The organism is Salinivibrio kushneri (genome assembly GCF_005280275.1).
Lineage (GTDB): Bacteria > Pseudomonadota > Gammaproteobacteria > Enterobacterales > Vibrionaceae > Salinivibrio > Salinivibrio kushneri.
Map to the genome: position 1 here is coordinate 2,596,935 of NZ_CP040021.1, position 17,203 is coordinate 2,614,137.

At 51.8% G+C, this 17,203-nt stretch carries 11 protein-coding genes, 1 tRNA gene and 3 rRNA genes; 7 read left to right on the forward strand and 8 right to left on the reverse strand.

What is annotated here, in order from left to right; genetic code table 11:
- The first annotated feature begins 113 nt into the window (after positions 1-113).
- Positions 114-839: an outer membrane protein assembly factor BamD gene (gene bamD, locus FCN78_RS11960; RefSeq protein WP_069362000.1), complete on the forward strand. Its 726-nt coding sequence runs from the start codon at positions 114-116 to the stop codon at positions 837-839.
- 345 nt (positions 840-1,184) lie between these two features.
- Here bamD and rrf read toward each other — a convergent pair.
- The 4 genes from rrf to FCN78_RS11980 form a co-directional block, all read right to left on the reverse strand.
- Positions 1,185-1,300, reverse strand: a 5S ribosomal RNA gene (rrf, locus tag FCN78_RS11965).
- Between the two features lie 115 nt (positions 1,301-1,415).
- Positions 1,416-4,401: ribosomal RNA gene (locus FCN78_RS11970) — 23S ribosomal RNA — on the reverse strand.
- A gap of 312 nt (positions 4,402-4,713) precedes the next feature.
- Positions 4,714-4,789 (reverse strand) — tRNA-Glu (locus tag FCN78_RS11975).
- Positions 4,790-4,870: 81 nt separating this feature from the next.
- Positions 4,871-6,439: ribosomal RNA gene (locus tag FCN78_RS11980) — 16S ribosomal RNA — on the reverse strand.
- The 16S, 23S and 5S rRNA genes sit together here with 1 tRNA gene alongside, the layout of an rRNA operon.
- 502 nt (positions 6,440-6,941) lie before the next feature.
- Between FCN78_RS11980 and FCN78_RS11985 the strand changes: the two genes are divergently transcribed.
- The gene (locus tag FCN78_RS11985; protein ID WP_077486472.1) at positions 6,942-7,274 is read left to right on the forward strand and encodes an SMR family transporter; all 333 of its coding nucleotides are present in this window, start codon (positions 6,942-6,944) and stop codon (positions 7,272-7,274) included.
- A 77-nt stretch (positions 7,275-7,351) separates the two neighbouring features.
- Here FCN78_RS11985 and groL read toward each other — a convergent pair whose 3' ends face one another.
- Together groL and FCN78_RS11995 are read right to left on the reverse strand one after the other, a co-directional pair.
- Positions 7,352-9,001 (reverse strand): chaperonin GroEL, encoded by a 1,650-nt coding sequence (groL, locus tag FCN78_RS11990; protein WP_069361508.1) that lies wholly within the window; start codon positions 8,999-9,001, stop codon positions 7,352-7,354.
- Between the two features lie 43 nt (positions 9,002-9,044).
- The gene (locus FCN78_RS11995; protein WP_046074554.1) at positions 9,045-9,335 is read right to left on the reverse strand and encodes a co-chaperone GroES; all 291 of its coding nucleotides are present in this window, start codon (positions 9,333-9,335) and stop codon (positions 9,045-9,047) included.
- Between the two features lie 218 nt (positions 9,336-9,553).
- On the opposite strand from FCN78_RS11995, the gene FCN78_RS12000 reads away from it, so the two are divergent.
- Positions 9,554-10,903 carry an MATE family efflux transporter gene (locus FCN78_RS12000; RefSeq protein WP_077659656.1) on the forward strand — a complete coding sequence of 450 codons (1,350 nt, stop codon included), beginning with the start codon at positions 9,554-9,556 and terminating at the stop codon, positions 10,901-10,903.
- On the opposite strand, the gene FCN78_RS12005 is transcribed toward FCN78_RS12000, so the two are convergent.
- Positions 10,873-11,361, reverse strand: a complete 489-nt coding sequence (locus FCN78_RS12005; RefSeq protein ID WP_327293477.1) for a MarR family winged helix-turn-helix transcriptional regulator — start codon at positions 11,359-11,361, stop codon at positions 10,873-10,875. The genes FCN78_RS12000 and FCN78_RS12005 overlap by 31 nt on opposite strands.
- A 232-nt stretch (positions 11,362-11,593) precedes the next feature.
- Here FCN78_RS12005 and FCN78_RS12010 point away from each other — a divergent pair, with 232 nt between their 5' ends.
- Genes FCN78_RS12010 through FCN78_RS12025 form a run of 4 tightly spaced genes read left to right on the forward strand, consistent with a single transcriptional unit; the run spans position 11,594 to position 16,383 of the window.
- Positions 11,594-12,733 (forward strand): homogentisate 1,2-dioxygenase, encoded by a 1,140-nt coding sequence (locus FCN78_RS12010; RefSeq protein WP_077600586.1) that lies wholly within the window; start codon positions 11,594-11,596, stop codon positions 12,731-12,733.
- Positions 12,734-12,747: 14 nt separating this feature from the next.
- A complete protein-coding gene (locus FCN78_RS12015) occupies positions 12,748-13,734 on the forward strand; it encodes a fumarylacetoacetate hydrolase family protein (RefSeq protein WP_077659657.1) in 987 nt (328 codons plus the stop codon).
- A gap of 60 nt (positions 13,735-13,794) precedes the next feature.
- Positions 13,795-14,415 (forward strand): maleylacetoacetate isomerase, encoded by a 621-nt coding sequence (gene maiA, locus FCN78_RS12020; protein ID WP_077659658.1) that lies wholly within the window; start codon positions 13,795-13,797, stop codon positions 14,413-14,415.
- Between the two features lie 9 nt (positions 14,416-14,424).
- The gene (locus tag FCN78_RS12025; RefSeq protein WP_077659659.1) at positions 14,425-16,383 is read left to right on the forward strand and encodes an acetoacetate--CoA ligase; all 1,959 of its coding nucleotides are present in this window, start codon (positions 14,425-14,427) and stop codon (positions 16,381-16,383) included.
- Between the two features lie 69 nt (positions 16,384-16,452).
- On the opposite strand, the gene FCN78_RS12030 is transcribed toward FCN78_RS12025, so the two are convergent.
- Positions 16,453-16,971, reverse strand: a complete 519-nt coding sequence (locus FCN78_RS12030; RefSeq protein ID WP_077459095.1) for an FxsA family protein — start codon at positions 16,969-16,971, stop codon at positions 16,453-16,455.
- Positions 16,972-17,203 lie beyond the last annotated feature (232 nt).

Genomic DNA, 17,203 nt, shown 5'->3' on the forward strand with positions numbered 1-17,203 from the left:
GCTATAGTCGCCTGTCACTGGATAAAATAGCCGGAATAATGACATTGTATCTGTTTGCCGCTGCGACCGTAATCCAGATGGCATAAAAACTTTTCAAGGAAGTGCGATAACCCATGAAACGCCTAACCCTGACTGCGCTACTCGCAGCCTCTCTACTCGCCGGTTGTTCAAGTAACGACCAAGTCGTTCAAGACGATCCGCCATCCAAACTGTATCAGGATGCTGAAGCGCAGTTAAATCAAGGGGCTTGGATAACCGCGATTGAAAAGCTGGAAGCACTAGATTCACGCTATCCTTTTGGTGCTTATTCTGATCAAGTGCAGCTGGACCTTATTTATGCATATTACAAAAATGATGACTTGGCTTTGGCCGAAGCCACGATCGATCGTTTTATGCGTATGCACCCAGCGCACTCAGAAAGTGACTGGGTGGTTTATATGCGTGGTCTTGTCCATATGGGCCAAGATCGTAGCCTCATTCACGATATCTTACGTATGGAGCGGGATGACAGAGATCCGCAACCAGCACGTAAAGCCTTTGCCGATTTTCGTCGCTTACTTGAGCGCTATCCCAACAGTGAATATGCCGCAGATGCCAAAGCGCGGATGACCGCATTGAAAAACCGCCTTGCCAACTATGAGCTCGCCGCCGCTGATTACTACATCCGTCGCGAAGCATGGGTTGCCGCGGTTAACCGTTGCCAAGCGTTGCAGCGTGACTTCCCTGATACAGAGGCAGCCCGCGCATCGTTACCTTTGATGCTGAAAGCCTATGAAAAGCTTGGACTCGAAGAACCTGCAGAGCGAACAAGAAAACTTATCGCTAAGAACCCAGCGTAATAGCAAGTCAAAAAGCTTGATAATCAAAACCTCCGCCAAGGAGGTTTTTTTATGTCTATAGATTACCGGTGAAAAGCGCGCTTCACCGAGTAATATTGGAATCGACTCTCGGCTTCAGTGTTGAGTGAGAACAGCCACACGCTTGTCGATGTATAACGGTTCAGAGAGTTTGAAGCGGCAGGTTATTGAAGCAAAACGCGGACAATGTTGGTTTAGATACAAAAAAGCCCTGACCGTAAGGTCAGGGCTTGGTGTTTTTTATCAAAGTCTTACGTCAATCTGCTTTGATACTTTAATCCGTTTTTGCCTTCAGATTTTTCCAAAAATCTGAAAACAAGAAAGCAAGCCTGGCGATGTCCTACTCTCACATGGGGAGGCCCCACACTACCATCGGCGCTGCTTCCTTTCACTACTGAGTTCGGCATGGAGTCAGGTGGGTCCAAAGCGCTATGGTCGCCAAGCAAAATTGGGTGTGTCTTCACTTTTCAGTCAAAACACAAATCTAGAAAGCTGTTCATTCTCGCCACAATCAACTGGCTTTATTTTAAGTCCAACCCAAAACCCCTTGGGTGTTGTATGGTTAAGCCTCACGGGCCATTAGTACAGGTTAGCTCAACGCCTCACAGCGCTTACACACCCTGCCTATCAACGTTCTCGTCTAGAACAACCCTTTAGAGAGCTCGAGGCTCTAGGGATGACTCATCTCGGGGCCAGCTTCGCGCTTAGATGCTTTCAGCGCTTATCTGTGCCGAACTTAGCTACCGGGCAATGCGTCTGGCGACACAACCCGAACACCAGCGGTTCGTCCACTCCGGTCCTCTCGTACTAGGAGCAGCTCCCCTCAATCATCCAACGCCCACGGCAGATAGGGACCGAACTGTCTCACGACGTTCTAAACCCAGCTCGCGTACCACTTTAAATGGCGAACAGCCATACCCTTGGGACCGACTTCAGCCCCAGGATGTGATGAGCCGACATCGAGGTGCCAAACACCGCCGTCGATATGAACTCTTGGGCGGTATCAGCCTGTTATCCCCGGAGTACCTTTTATCCGTTGAGCGATGGCCCTTCCATTCAGAACCACCGGATCACTATGACCTACTTTCGTACCTGCTCGAGCCGTCACTCTCGCAGTTAAGCGGGCTTATGCCATTGCACTAACCTCACGATGTCCGACCGTGATTAGCCCACCTTCGTGCTCCTCCGTTACACTTTGGGAGGAGACCGCCCCAGTCAAACTACCCACCAGGCACTGTCCTCACCCCGGATAACGGGGCTAAGTTAGAACATCAAACATACAAGGGTGGTATTTCAAGGATGGCTCCACAGCAACTGGCGTCGCCGCTTCAAAGCCTCCCACCTATCCTACACATGTAGGCTCAATGTTCAGTGCCAAGCTGTAGTAAAGGTTCACGGGGTCTTTCCGTCTAGCCGCGGGTACACAGCATCTTCACTGCGATTTCAATTTCACTGAGTCTCGGGTGGAGACAGCGTGGCCATCATTACGCCATTCGTGCAGGTCGGAACTTACCCGACAAGGAATTTCGCTACCTTAGGACCGTTATAGTTACGGCCGCCGTTTACCGGGGCTTCAATCAATGGCTTCTCTTGCGATAACCACATCAATTAACCTTCCGGCACCGGGCAGGCGTCACACCGTATACGTCATCTTTCGATTTTGCACAGTGCTGTGTTTTTAATAAACAGTTGCAGCCACCTGGTATCTGCGACTGCCCATAGCTCCATCCGCAAGGGACTTCACCGCGGGCAGCGTACCTTCTCCCGAAGTTACGGTACCATTTTGCCTAGTTCCTTCACCCGAGTTCTCTCAAGCGCCTTGGTATTCTCTACCCGACCACCTGTGTCGGTTTGGAGTACGGTTCCTACTTACCTGAAGCTTAGAGGCTTTTCCCGGAAGCATGGCATCAATGACTTCACCACCTTGGTGGCTCGACATCGTGTCTCGGCCTCGATTTCCCGGATTTGCCTAAGAAATCAGCCTACGCACTTGAACCTGGACAACCATCGCCAGGCCCACCTAGCCTTCTCCGTCCCCCCATCGCAGTAAGCAGCAGTACGGGAATATTAACCCGTTTCCCATCGACTACGCCTTTCGGCCTCGCCTTAGGGGCCGACTTACCCTGCCCCGATTAACGTTGGACAGGAACCCTTGGTCTTCCGGCGAGGAGGTTTTTCACCCCCTTTATCGTTACTCATGTCAGCATTCGCACTTGTGATACCTCCAGCATGCCTCTCAGCACACCTTCAACAGCTTACACAACGCTCCCCTACCCAATATCCATAAGGACATTGCCGCAGCTTCGGTGTATCGCTTAGCCCCGTTACATCTTCCGCGCAGGCCGACTCGACCAGTGAGCTATTACGCTTTCTTTAAATGATGGCTGCTTCTAAGCCAACATCCTGGCTGTCTGAGCCTTCCCACATCGTTTCCCACTTAGCGATAACTTGGGGACCTTAGCTGGCGGTCTGGGTTGTTTCCCTCTCCACGACGGACGTTAGCACCCGCCGTGTGTCTCCCGGATAGCACTTACTGGTATTCGGAGTTTGCAAAGGGTTGGTAAGTCGGGATGACCCCCTAGCCTTAACAGTGCTCTACCCCCAGTAGTGTTCGTCCGAGGCGCTACCTAAATAGCTTTCGGGGAGAACCAGCTATCTCCGAGTTTGATTGGCCTTTCACCCCTAGCCACAGGTCATCTCCTAACTTTTCAACGTTAGTGAGTTCGGTCCTCCAGTTGATGTTACTCAACCTTCAACCTGCCCATGGCTAGATCACTCGGTTTCGGGTCTAATGCAAGCAACTGTCGCCCAGTTAAGACTCGGTTTCCCTACGGCTCCCCTATGCGGTTAACCTAGCTACTTACATTAAGTCGCTGACCCATTATACAAAAGGTACGCGGTCACCCCATCACTAAGTCACCTCTGCTGGATTGGGTGGTTGACCCACGCTTCGCGTGGTTAACCCAATCAACAAAGTGATAGCGTCTCACTAAGATGAAGTGTCTTAGTGATGGGGCTCCCACTGCTTGTACGTAGACGGTTTCAGGTTCTATTTCACTCCCCTCACAGGGGTTCTTTTCGCCTTTCCCTCACGGTACTGGTTCACTATCGGTCAGTCAGGAGTATTTAGCCTTGGAGGATGGTCCCCCCATGTTCAGACAAGATATCACGTGTCCCGTCTTACTCGTTTTCACGCCTAAGGCGCCGTCGGTTACGGGGCTATCACCCTTTATTGCTAGGTTTTCCAACCTGTTCACCTAACGCCTAAGCCGCTTAAGGGCTGCTCCGGGGTCGCTCGCCGCTACTGCCGGAATCTCAATTGATTTCTTTTCCTTCGGGTACTTAGATGTTTCAGTTCCCCGAGTTCGCCTCTTAGCGCTATGTATTCACGCTAAGATACCTGCTTATGCAGGTGGGTTTCCCCATTCGGACATCGATGGCTCAAATGCTTCTTACCAGCTCACCATCGCTTTTCGCAGGTTAGTACGTCCTTCATCGCCTCTGACTGCCAAGGCATCCACCGTCTACGCTTAATCACTTAACCATACAACCCCAAGAGGTTTTTTTTTTGCGCGAGACTGTCTTAAAAAGAAATCTGCGTCGCAAAACCACTGAGTGTTGAATCATCAACCAATTAAGGTTTTGTTTTTGCCGGACTCAAAATAGAGACTTTGCTTATCAAATAAGACAAAGCCCAAGCACACTTGATTGTGTGAGTGACATTACATGTCACTGATTGAGAACTTTACTGTCATTCTTTAAGAATGACTTGTCAGCTTTCCAGATTGTTAAAGAGCATGTCGTTTATTGCTAAATAAACCACTTTGTAACCACACTCGAAAGTATGTTTATAAAGTGGCGTCCCATAGGGGAGTCGAACCCCTGTTACCGCCGTGAAAGGGCGGTGTCCTAGGCCTCTAGACGAATGGGACACGCTGATATGTTTGGGAACATATCCTCTTTATAACTTCAACCTATACAATCTGTGTGAGCACTCGCAACAATAGCGTCAGTAAGGAGGTGATCCAGCCCCAGGTTCCCCTAGGGCTACCTTGTTACGACTTCACCCCAGTCATGAACCACACCGTGGTAAACGCCCTCCCGAAGGTTAAGCTATCTACTTCTGGTGCAGCCCACTCCCATGGTGTGACGGGCGGTGTGTACAAGGCCCGGGAACGTATTCACCGTGGCATTCTGATCCACGATTACTAGCGATTCCGACTTCATGGAGTCGAGTTGCAGACTCCAATCCGGACTACGACAGACTTTAAGGGATTCGCTCCACTTCGCAGCTTCGCTGCCCTCTGTATCTGCCATTGTAGCACGTGTGTAGCCCTACTCGTAAGGGCCATGATGACTTGACGTCGTCCCCACCTTCCTCCGGTTTATCACCGGCAGTCTCCCTGGAGTTCCCACCATTATGTGCTGGCAAACAAGGATAAGGGTTGCGCTCGTTGCGGGACTTAACCCAACATTTCACAACACGAGCTGACGACAGCCATGCAGCACCTGTCTCAGCGCTCCCGAAGGCACGCCTCTATCTCTAAAGGATTCGCTGGATGTCAAGAGTAGGTAAGGTTCTTCGCGTTGCATCGAATTAAACCACATGCTCCACCGCTTGTGCGGGCCCCCGTCAATTCATTTGAGTTTTAACCTTGCGGCCGTACTCCCCAGGCGGTCTACTTAATGCGTTAGCGCCGAAAGCCAAAGTCTAAACCTCAACCTCCAAGTAGACAGCGTTTACGGCGTGGACTACCAGGGTATCTAATCCTGTTTGCTACCCACGCTTTCGCATCTGAGCGTCAGTCTTTGTCCAGGGGGCCGCCTTCGCCACTGGTATTCCTTCAGATCTCTACGCATTTCACCGCTACACCTGAAATTCTACCCCCCTCTACAAGACTCTAGCCTGCCAGTTTCAAATGCGGTTCCGAGGTTGAGCCCCGGGCTTTCACATCTGACTTAACAAACCGCCTGCATGCGCTTTACGCCCAGTAATTCCGATTAACGCTCGCACCCTCCGTATTACCGCGGCTGCTGGCACGGAGTTAGCCGGTGCTTCTTCTGCAGCTAACGTCAAGCCATGCACTTATTAAGTACACCACCTTCCTCACTGCTGAAAGTGCTTTACAACCCGAAGGCCTTCTTCACACACGCGGCATGGCTGCATCAGGGTCTCCCCCATTGTGCAATATTCCCCACTGCTGCCTCCCGTAGGAGTCTGGGCCGTGTCTCAGTCCCAGTGTGGCTGATCATCCTCTCAAACCAGCTAAGGATCGTTGCCTTGGTAAGCCATTACCTTACCAACTAGCTAATCCTAACTGGGCCCATCCCAACGCGATAGCTTACATGTAGAGGCCACCTTTGGTCCCAGCTCGTAATGAACTAAGACATTATGCGGTATTAGCCGTCGTTTCCAACGGTTATCCCCCGCGTCAGGGCAGGTTCCCAGCCGTTACTCACCCGTCCGCCGCTCGACGTCCAGCAAATCCACCGAAGCTTCAATGCTGCCGTTTCCGCTCGACTTGCATGTGTTAGGCCTGCCGCCAGCGTTCAATCTGAGCCATGATCAAACTCTTCAATTTAAGTTCTTTTGTTCGCTTTCCTATAAAGGAAAGACAAACGGCTCGATAAATACTGTTTTGTTCGTCTCTTACGAGACAAACGAATTGACTGTGCCGAACAACTGTAAAAGTTGTCGTTTGGTCACTCAGTTCATCGAATAAATCTTTTTGTCTATTCTTAACGAGTGCCCACACAGATTGCATAGGTCAAATTGTTAAAGAGCGTGTTGACTTCGTGGTCGGCATTTCGTGACTTGCGTCTCGTTGCCCCGTCAACAGGAAGCGCAGTATAGAGATCTCAGTTTTTCCCGCAACCCCTTTTTGCAAAAAAAATCTCACCTGAACGAAATTCGTACAAAATCGTTTTTTTTGTCTATTTTAACCCTTGTGTTTTGCCGCCAGTGTTCACCTTGGCTTACATCGCTCATCATGCTTTTCACTCTTCTCCACTCAAAATGAGGCATACATCATAAAAATTGGCTGGTAGCATGGCCTGCCTGTTTCTCACTTGGGAGTCATCGATATGAAGCATTGGCTTTTTCTAGGGTTTGCTATTGTGGCAGAGGTGATTGCAACCGCATCACTCAAAAACAGTGACGGCTTTTCTAAGCTCGTTCCTTCGATATTAGTGGTGGTGGGATACAGTTTCTCTTTCTATCTACTCGCCCTCACTTTACGCGCAATTCCTGTAGGCATCGCCTATGCGATATGGGCCGGCGCGGGCGTGACATTGATTGCTTTGATTGGTTGGCTAGTCTTTGACCAAAAGCTGGATGCACCGGCGGTGATAGGAATGGCACTGATTGTCTCGGGTGTCGCAGTGATGAATATTTTTTCATCTGCGTCTCCGCACTGAGCCGCGTTATTGGCGTCAGCCCGAGAACGAAAAAACCCAGCCGAAGCTGGGTTTTTTCATTTATGAGGGAAAGGCGATCACATCATGCCGCCCATTCCGCCCATGCCACCCATACCAGCAGCCGCGCCCATATCAGCACCGCCGTCTTTTTGTGGCAGATCGGTAACCATGGCTTCAGTGGTGATCATCAGACCCGCAACAGAGGCAGCGAACTGTAGTGCACTACGTGTTACTTTAGTTGGGTCAAGAATACCCATCTCAATCATGTCACCGTATTCGCCAGTTGATGCATTGTAGCCAAAGTGGTTATCGCCAGATTTCACTTTGTTAGCAACCACTGAGTCTTCATCACCTGCGTTGGTCGCGATTTGACGAAGTGGTGATTCCATGGCGCGCAGTGCAACACGGATGCCCACGTTTTGCTCTTCGTTGTCACCTTTCAGCTCGCCAACTTTGCTCGCCGCACGGATTAGGGCAACACCACCACCGGCAACCACGCCTTCTTCAACCGCCGCACGTGTTGCGTGCAGGGCATCTTCAACGCGATCTTTCTTCTCTTTCATCTCGACTTCTGTCGCCGCACCGACTTTGATCACTGCAACACCGCCAGCCAGTTTAGCGACGCGCTCTTGCAGTTTTTCTTTGTCGTAGTCTGAGGTTGCTTCCTCGATTTGCTGGCGAATCTGCGCAACACGCCCTTCAATCGCCGCTTCCTCACCGACACCGTCAACGATAGTGGTGTTGTCTTTAGTGACAGTGACACGCTTGGCTTGACCTAGGTCTTCCAGCGTCACTTTCTCTAGGTCCATGCCGATTTCTTCAGAAACCACAGTACCTGCCGTCAAGGTTGCGATATCTTGCAGCATCGCTTTACGACGGTCACCAAAGCCAGGGGCTTTCACGGCAGCAACTTTGACGATGCCACGCATGTTGTTGACAACCAGGGTTGCCAGCGCTTCACCTTCAAGATCTTCTGCAATGATCAGCAGAGGACGAGACGCTTTAGAAACCGCTTCAAGGGTTGGTAGCAGCTCGCGGATATTCGAGACTTTTTTGTCGATCAGTAGGATAAATGGGTTATCCAGCTCAACGTTACCGGCTTCTTGGTTATTGATGAAGTAAGGAGATAGGTAACCACGATCGAACTGCATGCCTTCTACGACGCTCAGTTCGTCTTGCAGTGATTGACCTTCTTCAACGGTAATAACACCGTCACGACCGACTTTTTCCATCGCTTGAGCGATGATCTTACCAACAGTGTGGTCAGAGTTCGCAGAAATGGTACCCACTTGCTCAATCGCATTGTTGCTGGTGCAAGGCGCAGACAGTTTTTTCAACTCTTCAACCGCCGCAACAACCGCTTTGTCGATACCGCGCTTTAGATCCATTGGGTTCATGCCCGCCGCGACTGCTTTCAAGCCTTCATTGACGATAGATTGCGCCAATACAGTTGCAGTTGTCGTTCCGTCACCCGCAGCGTCGTTCGACTGAGACGCCACTTCTTTTACCATTTGTGCGCCCATGTTCTGGAATTTGTCTTCCAGTTCAATTTCACGCGCAACAGAGACGCCATCTTTGGTGATGGTTGGTGCACCGAATGATTTGTCTAGTACTACGTTGCGGCCTTTAGGGCCTAGTGTGACTTTCACGGCATCAGCCAGAACATTCACACCTTCGAGCATTTTCGCACGCGCGTCGTCACTAAATTTAACGTCTTTAGCAGCCATGATTCTATTCCTTTCTTACATTATTGATTGGAGGTGAAATGAATTATTCAACGATTGCCATAATGTCGCTTTCAGACAAGATCAGAACTTCTTGACCCTCGATTTTTTCCGTCTTGGTGCCAAAGCCTTCAGAGAAGATAACAGTGTCACCCACTTGAACGTCCAATGGCTGCACATTGCCGTTTTCAAGAATACGGCCTTTGCCTACCGCCAGCACTTTACCGCGGGTAGACTTTTCTGCAGCAGAACCAGTTAACACGATGCCACCCGCTGATTTAGACTCAGCTTCTTGGCGCTCAACGATAACGCGATCATGTAGTGGACGAATGTTCATCGGTCGTCTCCTGAATTAGTAATGATGTTCCGTTTGATGAAGTAAGTATGCACACAGGCCGTACATGCGTCCGGTTCCTGATGTAATTCCCTATGTGGGGACGCCCTTTTTCTTTCCCAAGGGTTTTACAGTAATTTTTTTGTTTTTTTAGACTGGCAACTTTCTCCGATTGTGAGGATCCGCTAGGGTAAGCCGTCCCAACCCAGTAATAAGCGATTATGAACGACAAACACGGGCTGCTCTCCGCCCCGATCAACCTCACATTGCGTAAGATGACCGTGCCCATGGTATTTGGGCTGTTCGCGATCATCATGTTCAATGTGGTGGATACCTTCTTTATTTCACTGCTTGGCACGGAAGCACTCGCTGCGGTGAGCTTCACCTTCCCGATCACCTTTGCGGTTAACTCCATCACGCTCGGGTTAGGGGTCGGCATTGCCGCCTTGGTGGCGCGATTGCTTGGTCAAGGCGATCATCAAGATGCCGCGCGGGTGTCGAGTCACGGCTTGACCTTGGCGGTATTCATAGTGATGTCCGTCGGTTGGCTGGGGGCGGCTACCATCAATCCAGTGTTCTCCGCACTGGGAGCAAGCGACAACTTATTGCCGTTGATCCACGACTATATGCAGGTATGGTACCTCACCATTCCATTGCTCGTGGTACCCATGGCAGGAAACGCCGCTATCCGCGCCACGGGCGACACCAAAACGCCGGCGAAAATCATGATGGTCTCCGGCCTGATTAATGGGACGCTCGACCCCTTACTGATTTTTGGCTTGGGTCCGTTTCCCGAGCTGGGCGTAAAAGGGGCCGCCATCGCCAGCGCCGTCAGTTGGGCGGGGGCATTGATAGCCGCGCTAAGTATACTGATTCGCCGTGAACGGCTACTAATCGCACCACAATGGACCAAACTGGCGACAGACGTGCGTCAAATCCTTAAAATTGGCATGCCCGCTGGGATGACCAATGCCTTAAACCCGGCGGCAGGTGCCATTTTAATGATGATGCTCGCCTCGCAAGGGACAGAGAGCGTTGCCGCCTATGGCGCCGCGCAACGCATTGAAGCCATTTTATTAATTGTGATGATGGCAATGACGTCATCGCTCACGCCCTTAATGTCGCAAAACTTTGGCGCGCAATACCATCAACGGGCCTTTCAGGCACTGTTTAGCGCGATGCGCTTTGCCATCTTGTTCCAGTTTGCCTTGTACTTGTCGCTATGGCCTTTTATCGATCTGATTGCGGATTTGTTCAGTGACGATGTGCGGGTTCAACAAGAAATTGCCCACTATTTGATGGTGGTTCCGGCCAGTTACGGCTTACAAGGCACCTTGATGTTATTGGTCGGCGGCCTGAATGCGATGAAGCGTTCATTGCATTCGTTCGCCTGCAACCTCGTCCGTTTGTTTGTCTTCTTGGTGCCCTGTGCGTGGCTGGGCGGCATGGTCAACGGCACCCATGGCCTGTTTGCGGGAATAGCCATTGCTAATCTACTGGCCGGTATTATGGCGTACCTGTATGCCGTGGTGCTGCGCCGTCAGACACTGGCTTCGTCACTGCCGGTCTGATCCAACTCATGAACGCGGTGCTGCAGAGCGTCTAACGCCTGATAAAGCGCTTGATACTGCGCCGCACTGAGTCCCTCAAGCATGGCTGTTTCCCACTCCAACACCTTGGGGACAATAGTCTGATAATGGGTGCGTCCTTTATCGGTCAAATGGACTAACGCGGCGCGCTGATCACCTTGGCACGCGCGTCGCTCTACCAGTTGGTGCTGCTCTAAACGGGTAAGCAAGCGCGACACTTTTACTTTATCCAGCCGCGTTTCTGCGGCTAAATCTTTCGCCATCACGCCATCCCGTGCCCCCAAAGAGGCCAGCACGCGCCATTCTGGACGCGATAATCCAAACTCTGCTTCATAACGTGCCGCAAGACTATCGGCCACCAACTCCGCCGTGTGAACCAGCTTATAAGGCAAAAAGCTATCGAGCGCTAAATGAGGAAGGGTCATACCAGTTAGTTTCAAGTGAAATCATATGACCTACTTTACGAGAGGCTTCGATAAGATGCAAAGGTAGTGCTTTGTTTACACTTACGATTTTTAGGCGGCAAAAATACTGAACACTCAAAGTAAAATATTTGTTAACAGAGCGTTGCTTTTTCTCGTCTCTGATCGCTAGTATAAACGGATAGATTGTTTCTTTTGAAACTATTTGGCCGTCCCGGTGAGCACGGCCGCCCAGCACAAGGAGCGAGTTATGCGAAAGTGGTTTTCATTCCCCATTCGTGAAGGGGATGCCTCACGTCAAGCCCACTGCGACTTTCCCGAGGGAACTTACGAGCGCGAGTGTGGCAAGGAAGGCTTTTTTGGCCCGGCCAGTCATATGTATCACCGCCATCCCCCGACGGGCTGGAGCGAGTGGGAAGGCCCATTACGACCGCATGCTTTTGATACCAACCGAGTTGAAACGCAAGGCACGTCGCCAATGGATGCACCTGTGCTGTTATCTAATGCCAACGTTCAGGTTCGCTTATGGCGCACCGATACCGCCATGTCTTATCTGGTGCGCAACAGCGATGGCGACGATTGCTTGTTTGTCCATCAGGGCGAAGGCTCGCTGTATTGCGATTATGGCCACTTGCGCTATAGCAAAGGCGATTATTTGATCGTTCCTCGCGCCACCAGCTGGCGACTAGTGCCGGATGAGGCAACCACCTTGTTGATGATTGAAGCGACTCATGGCTCCTACATGAGCGCCGAACGAGGCATTGTCGGCGAACATGCGGTGTTTGATCCTGCAGTGTTAGAACATGCGCGCATTGACGAACGCTTTAAAGCCCAGCAATCCGACAGCGAAAGCTGGCAGGTGATGATCAAATCGCGCCAACAGCTTAACCGTGTCACCTATCCTTATAACCCACTCGATGCCGTGGGCTGGAAAGGCAATCTCACCGTATTCCGGCTCAACTGGCGAGATATCCGCCCGTTGATGAGCCATCGTTACCACTTACCGCCATCCGCGCACACCACCTTTGTCGCGCAAGGTTTTGTGATTTGTACCTTTGTCCCCCGCCCGATCGAGTCAGATCCTGGCGCACTGAAGGTGCCTTTCTACCACAATAACGATGACTACGATGAAGTGCTTTTCTATCACCAAGGTGACTTTTTCAGCCGCGATAACATTGATGCCGGCATGGTGACTCTACACCCTTGTGGCTTCCCACATGGTCCTCACCCAAAAGCCTTTGCCGCAGGCAAAAAGCATCAGAAAAAAGAGACCGACGAAGTGGCGGTGATGATTGATACCCGCATGCCACTTGATATGGGCGACGCGGCGAAAGCCACCGAACTGACCGATTATGTTTACTCTTGGCGCACGCCAAGTGACGCAGAATAGCGAAGGAGAAAGCAATGAAACTGGCTTCACTCAAACACGGACGTGATGGCAAATTGATTTTGGTCTCTCGTGACCTTACTCGCGCCGTCCACGCCGACGATATCGCACCCACACTACAAGCGGCACTCGATCATTGGGCGACACTGGCGCCCAAACTGACTCAGCGCTACGATGCGCTCAACGACAACCAAGTCAGTGAGTCCTTTGCCTTTGACCCAAGTGTCTGCGACTCACCACTGCCCCGCGCCTTTCAGTGGGCCGATGGTAGCGCCTACGTTAACCACGTTGAACTGGTGCGCAAAGCACGCGGCGCACAAATGCCTGAGAGTTTTTGGACCGACCCACTGATGTATCAAGGCATGTCTGATGGCTTTCTCGGCCCACGTGACGAGATTGAATTAGTGGATGATGCATGGGGCTGTGACTTTGAAGCCGAGCTAGCCGTCGTCACCGATGATGTGCCCATGCACCTAAGTGCCGACAAAGCGGGCCAACACATTAAACTGCTGATGCTGGTCAACGATGTTTCCCTGCGCAACCTGATCCCCGTCGAGCTTGCCAAAGGGTTCGGCTTTTTCCAATCCAAGCCCGCCTCTGCCTTTTCGCCGGTGGCGGTTACCCCCGATGAGCTTGGCGATCACTGGCGCGACCATAAAGTCCACTTACCGATGCATGTCACCCTCAACGGCGAATGGTTCGGGTCACCCGATGCGGGTGTCGATATGACCTTTGATTTTGCCCAGTTGGTCGCGCATGTGGCGAAAAGCCGTCATGTCAGTGCCGGGACCATTATTGGCTCCGGCACCGTGTCCAATACCGATCGCAGTAAAGGCTCTTGCTGCTTAGCCGAAAAGCGCATGCTGGAAATTATCGACCAAGGCGAGGCAAAAACTCCGTTTATGACCTTTGGCGATAGCGTCACTATCGATATGCGCGACAGCCAAGATGCGTCTATTTTCGGCGCCATTGAGCAAACTGTGACCCGTTACATCGCTGAGTAACCTTGATGAGCGCCTAGTACCTCTAGGCGCGCTTGACGTTGACGCCGTCTAGGAGCTTGTATGCTGCTTTATGATTACAGTAAGTCGACCGCGGCCTACCGCGTCCGCATCGCCCTTGGCCTTAAAGGCCTCAGCTACCAACGAGAAACCGTGTCCCTGCTGGATAAACACCAGCAAAGCGACGCCTATCGTTCGCTCAACCCCGCCGGTTTAGTGCCGACCTTGGTCGATGGCGATGTTACCTTGAGCCAATCGCTCGCCATTATTGAATACCTCGATGAGCGCTATCCACAGGTCAAACTGCTCCCTAGTGATCCAGTGCAAAAAGCCCAGTGCCGCTCACTGGCGCTCGACATTGCCTGTGATGTACATCCACTCAATAACTTGCGGGTTCTGCAATACTTAACCGGCCCCTTTGGCCACAGTGATGACGACAAAATCACTTGGTATCACCATTGGCTAAAACAAGGGTTCGATGGCTTGGAAGCCAAACTACAGGGATTAGACAGCCCCTTTATCGGCGGAGAAGCGCCCAATTTGGCCGATATTTGTTTGGTACCGCAGCTTTTTAATGCACGCCGATTTGCGTTTGATTTAACGGCCTACCCAACTTTGACGCGCATCGAGGCACAGTGCCAAACGCTGGATGCATTTATACAGGCTCACCCTGATAAGGGCTAAGGAGAGGACATGAAAGACGGATTGTTGTGGACGCCGGATAAGGAACGTCAAACCCACACGTTACTCGCCGCGTTTATCCGTGCCGTGAATCAGACTCACGGCACCCAGCTGAATGGCTATAACGATCTTTATGCCTGGTCAGTACGTCAAAGCGGCGATTTTTGGCAACAGTTATGGCAATTTGCCGGCGTGATCGGTGACCCGGGCGAGAGAGTGTGCGATATCGACCCCGAGCACCCCAATCGAGATAGCCACTGGTTTCCCTCCGCGCGCCTCAACTATGCCGAAAATCTGCTCAAACACGCCGAGCAGTATGCCGACCAACCAGCGATGATTTTTAGCGGTGAGCATGAGGTAGCACGAACCCTCACTTGGCGTGAGCTCGTCGATCAGGTCGCGGCCATCCGTCACTACCTAGAGACGCAAGGTGTTCAGCCGGGCGATGTGGTTGCCGGCTATTTACCTAACCTGCCTGAAACCGTGATTGCGATGCTTGCCACCGCGGCGTTGGGCGCGATTTGGACCTCAACCTCACCGGACTTTGGCGTCGACAGTGTGTTGGACCGTTTTGGCCAAACCGAGCCCAAAGTGCTGTTTACCACCGATCACTATCACTACAACGGCAAAACCTATGACTGCCTAAGCAAAGCGCAGCAGGTGGTGGATAAGGTACCGGCCATTGAGCGCCTAGTGGTGATCCCTTTTGATGGTGATCGACCTTCTTTACCCGCTGGCGTGGATAATTGGCAAGATTTATTAGCCCACGACGCGCCGCCGCTTCGCTTTACCCGCGTGGCATTCAATGCCCCACTCTTTGTGCTTTACTCTTCCGGCACCACGGGTAAGCCCAAGTGCATTATTCATTCGGTAGGGGGGATATTGCTCAATCACCTGAAAGAGCATCAACTCCATTCAGATGTGCGCCCCGGCGATCGCTTTTTCTACTTCACCACCTGCGGCTGGATGATGTGGAATTGGCAGGTCAGTGCCTTGGCAAGCGGCGCGACCTTGGTGCTTTATGATGGCTCGCCGTTTTATCCGGACGCAGGCGTACTTTGGCGACTGGCCGAGCAGCACCAGCTCACCCTTTTTGGTACCGCAGCGAAATACTTAGAAGCATTGGAAAAACAAGGTGTGGCGCCGAAAGATGATTACTCGCTGGCGTCGCTACGCGTCCTATGTTCGACCGGCTCGGTACTTGCGCCCGAGCAGTTTGATTATGTCTATCAAAAGATAAAGTCTAATCTGCAGTTAAGTTCGATTGCGGGTGGCACTGATATTTGTGGCTGCTTTGTTCTTGGCAGCCCACTGTCACCGGTTTATCGCGGCGAAAGCCAAAAGCGCGGCTTGGCGCTTGATGTACAAGTGTTTAACCCCCAGGGCCAAGCAGTTGAGGAGCAGAAAGGGGAGCTGGTGTGTTGTAATAGCTTCCCCAACCAGCCGGTTGGCTTTTGGCACGATACCGATGGCAGTCGCTATCACAATGCCTACTGGAACAAGATTGATGACATCTGGTTCCATGGTGACTATGTGCGCCTGACCGCACAAGGTGGCATGGTGTTTTATGGTCGGTCTGATGCGGTATTGAACCCGGGCGGGGTACGAATTGGTACGGCGGAAATCTATCGCCATGTTAACCAGCTTAGCGAGATCATGGACTCAGTGGTCATTGGCCAGCAATGGCAAAATGATGTCCGCGTAGTGCTATTCGTCAAACTCGCTGCTGGTGTGACACTGGATGAGCCGCTCAAGCAAACCATCAAAAAAACCATCCGCACCCAGTGCACGCCGCGTCATGTTCCCGCCGTGATTGCCGAGGTGAGCGATATTCCGCGCACCAAGTCAGGGAAACTGGCCGAATTGGCGGTACGCGATGTGGTCCATGGCCAAGACGTGGCACAGTTAAGCGCCTTGGATAACCCAGCATCACTCGATCAATACCGTCAGCGCCCCGAGCTCACCCAATAAGCGGACGTTATGATCGAAAAAGGCCGCTTCTTCATGCGGCCTTTTTGCTGGGTTTAACTCCGAAATGGCTTAGCGCAGACGATGGTCATCATCGTCGTCATCTTTGCGCTCATATTCCCCCTCAAAGGTGTTGCTATCGTCACCACGGCCTCCGCGACGGAAAGGATCCTCCCCAAAGGGTCCTTGCGCATTGCCCCCTTGATGGAAGCCACCTTGGCTAAAGCCCGCTTGAGAGACAGTGACGCGCTTCATCACTTGTTTGGCGAGCGCGGCACGCGGTGCTGGTAGCAGCACCAACATCCCCATCGCATCGGTCATAAAGCCTGGCGTTAACAGCAGGACGCCGGCGACGGCCAGCATCACGCCTTCAAGGATTTGCTGGGCGGGCAATTCTCCGCGATTAAGCCTGTCTTGCACCGAGGCCAAGGTCATCAGTCCTTGGCTGCGCACCAAAGAGGCACCGACGAATGCGGTGATCAAAACCAGCGCCAGTGTGGGCCACAATCCCAACCAACCACCAACCTGAATAAACAGGCCGATTTCAATCACTGGGACCAGAATAAATAGCAGCAATAAGATTGGAAACACGATTCACCTCGCGCTGGAAATGGACTTTTCATCCTAACATCAAAATCCGCCAAACGCCGAACAACGAAACCGAATTTAGCGCTTGAATCAATGTGCAAGAAAGCGCATTTTGTCTATGCGCCATGCTACAGCTGTGACCGGGGTCAGCCCTTTTCACCGCATTATATGCTGTAATGGCGGCTGAAAGGATGTAACAGATAATACATCCAGCCAAAATCTCTGAGGAATGGAT

Coding starts and splice junctions, on each gene's coding strand:
- FCN78_RS11995 (WP_046074554.1), bottom strand. CDS start 9,335: ATGAACATTCGTCCACTACATGATCGCGTTATCGTTGAGCGCCAAGAA.
- FCN78_RS12000 (WP_077659656.1), top strand. CDS start 9,554: ATGAACGACAAACACGGGCTGCTCTCCGCCCCGATCAACCTCACATTG.
- bamD (WP_069362000.1), top strand. CDS start 114: ATGAAACGCCTAACCCTGACTGCGCTACTCGCAGCCTCTCTACTCGCC.
- FCN78_RS11985 (WP_077486472.1), top strand. CDS start 6,942: ATGAAGCATTGGCTTTTTCTAGGGTTTGCTATTGTGGCAGAGGTGATT.
- FCN78_RS12025 (WP_077659659.1), top strand. CDS start 14,425: ATGAAAGACGGATTGTTGTGGACGCCGGATAAGGAACGTCAAACCCAC.
- FCN78_RS12015 (WP_077659657.1), top strand. CDS start 12,748: ATGAAACTGGCTTCACTCAAACACGGACGTGATGGCAAATTGATTTTG.
- maiA (WP_077659658.1), top strand. CDS start 13,795: ATGCTGCTTTATGATTACAGTAAGTCGACCGCGGCCTACCGCGTCCGC.
- FCN78_RS12010 (WP_077600586.1), top strand. CDS start 11,594: ATGCGAAAGTGGTTTTCATTCCCCATTCGTGAAGGGGATGCCTCACGT.
- groL (WP_069361508.1), bottom strand. CDS start 9,001: ATGGCTGCTAAAGACGTTAAATTTAGTGACGACGCGCGTGCGAAAATG.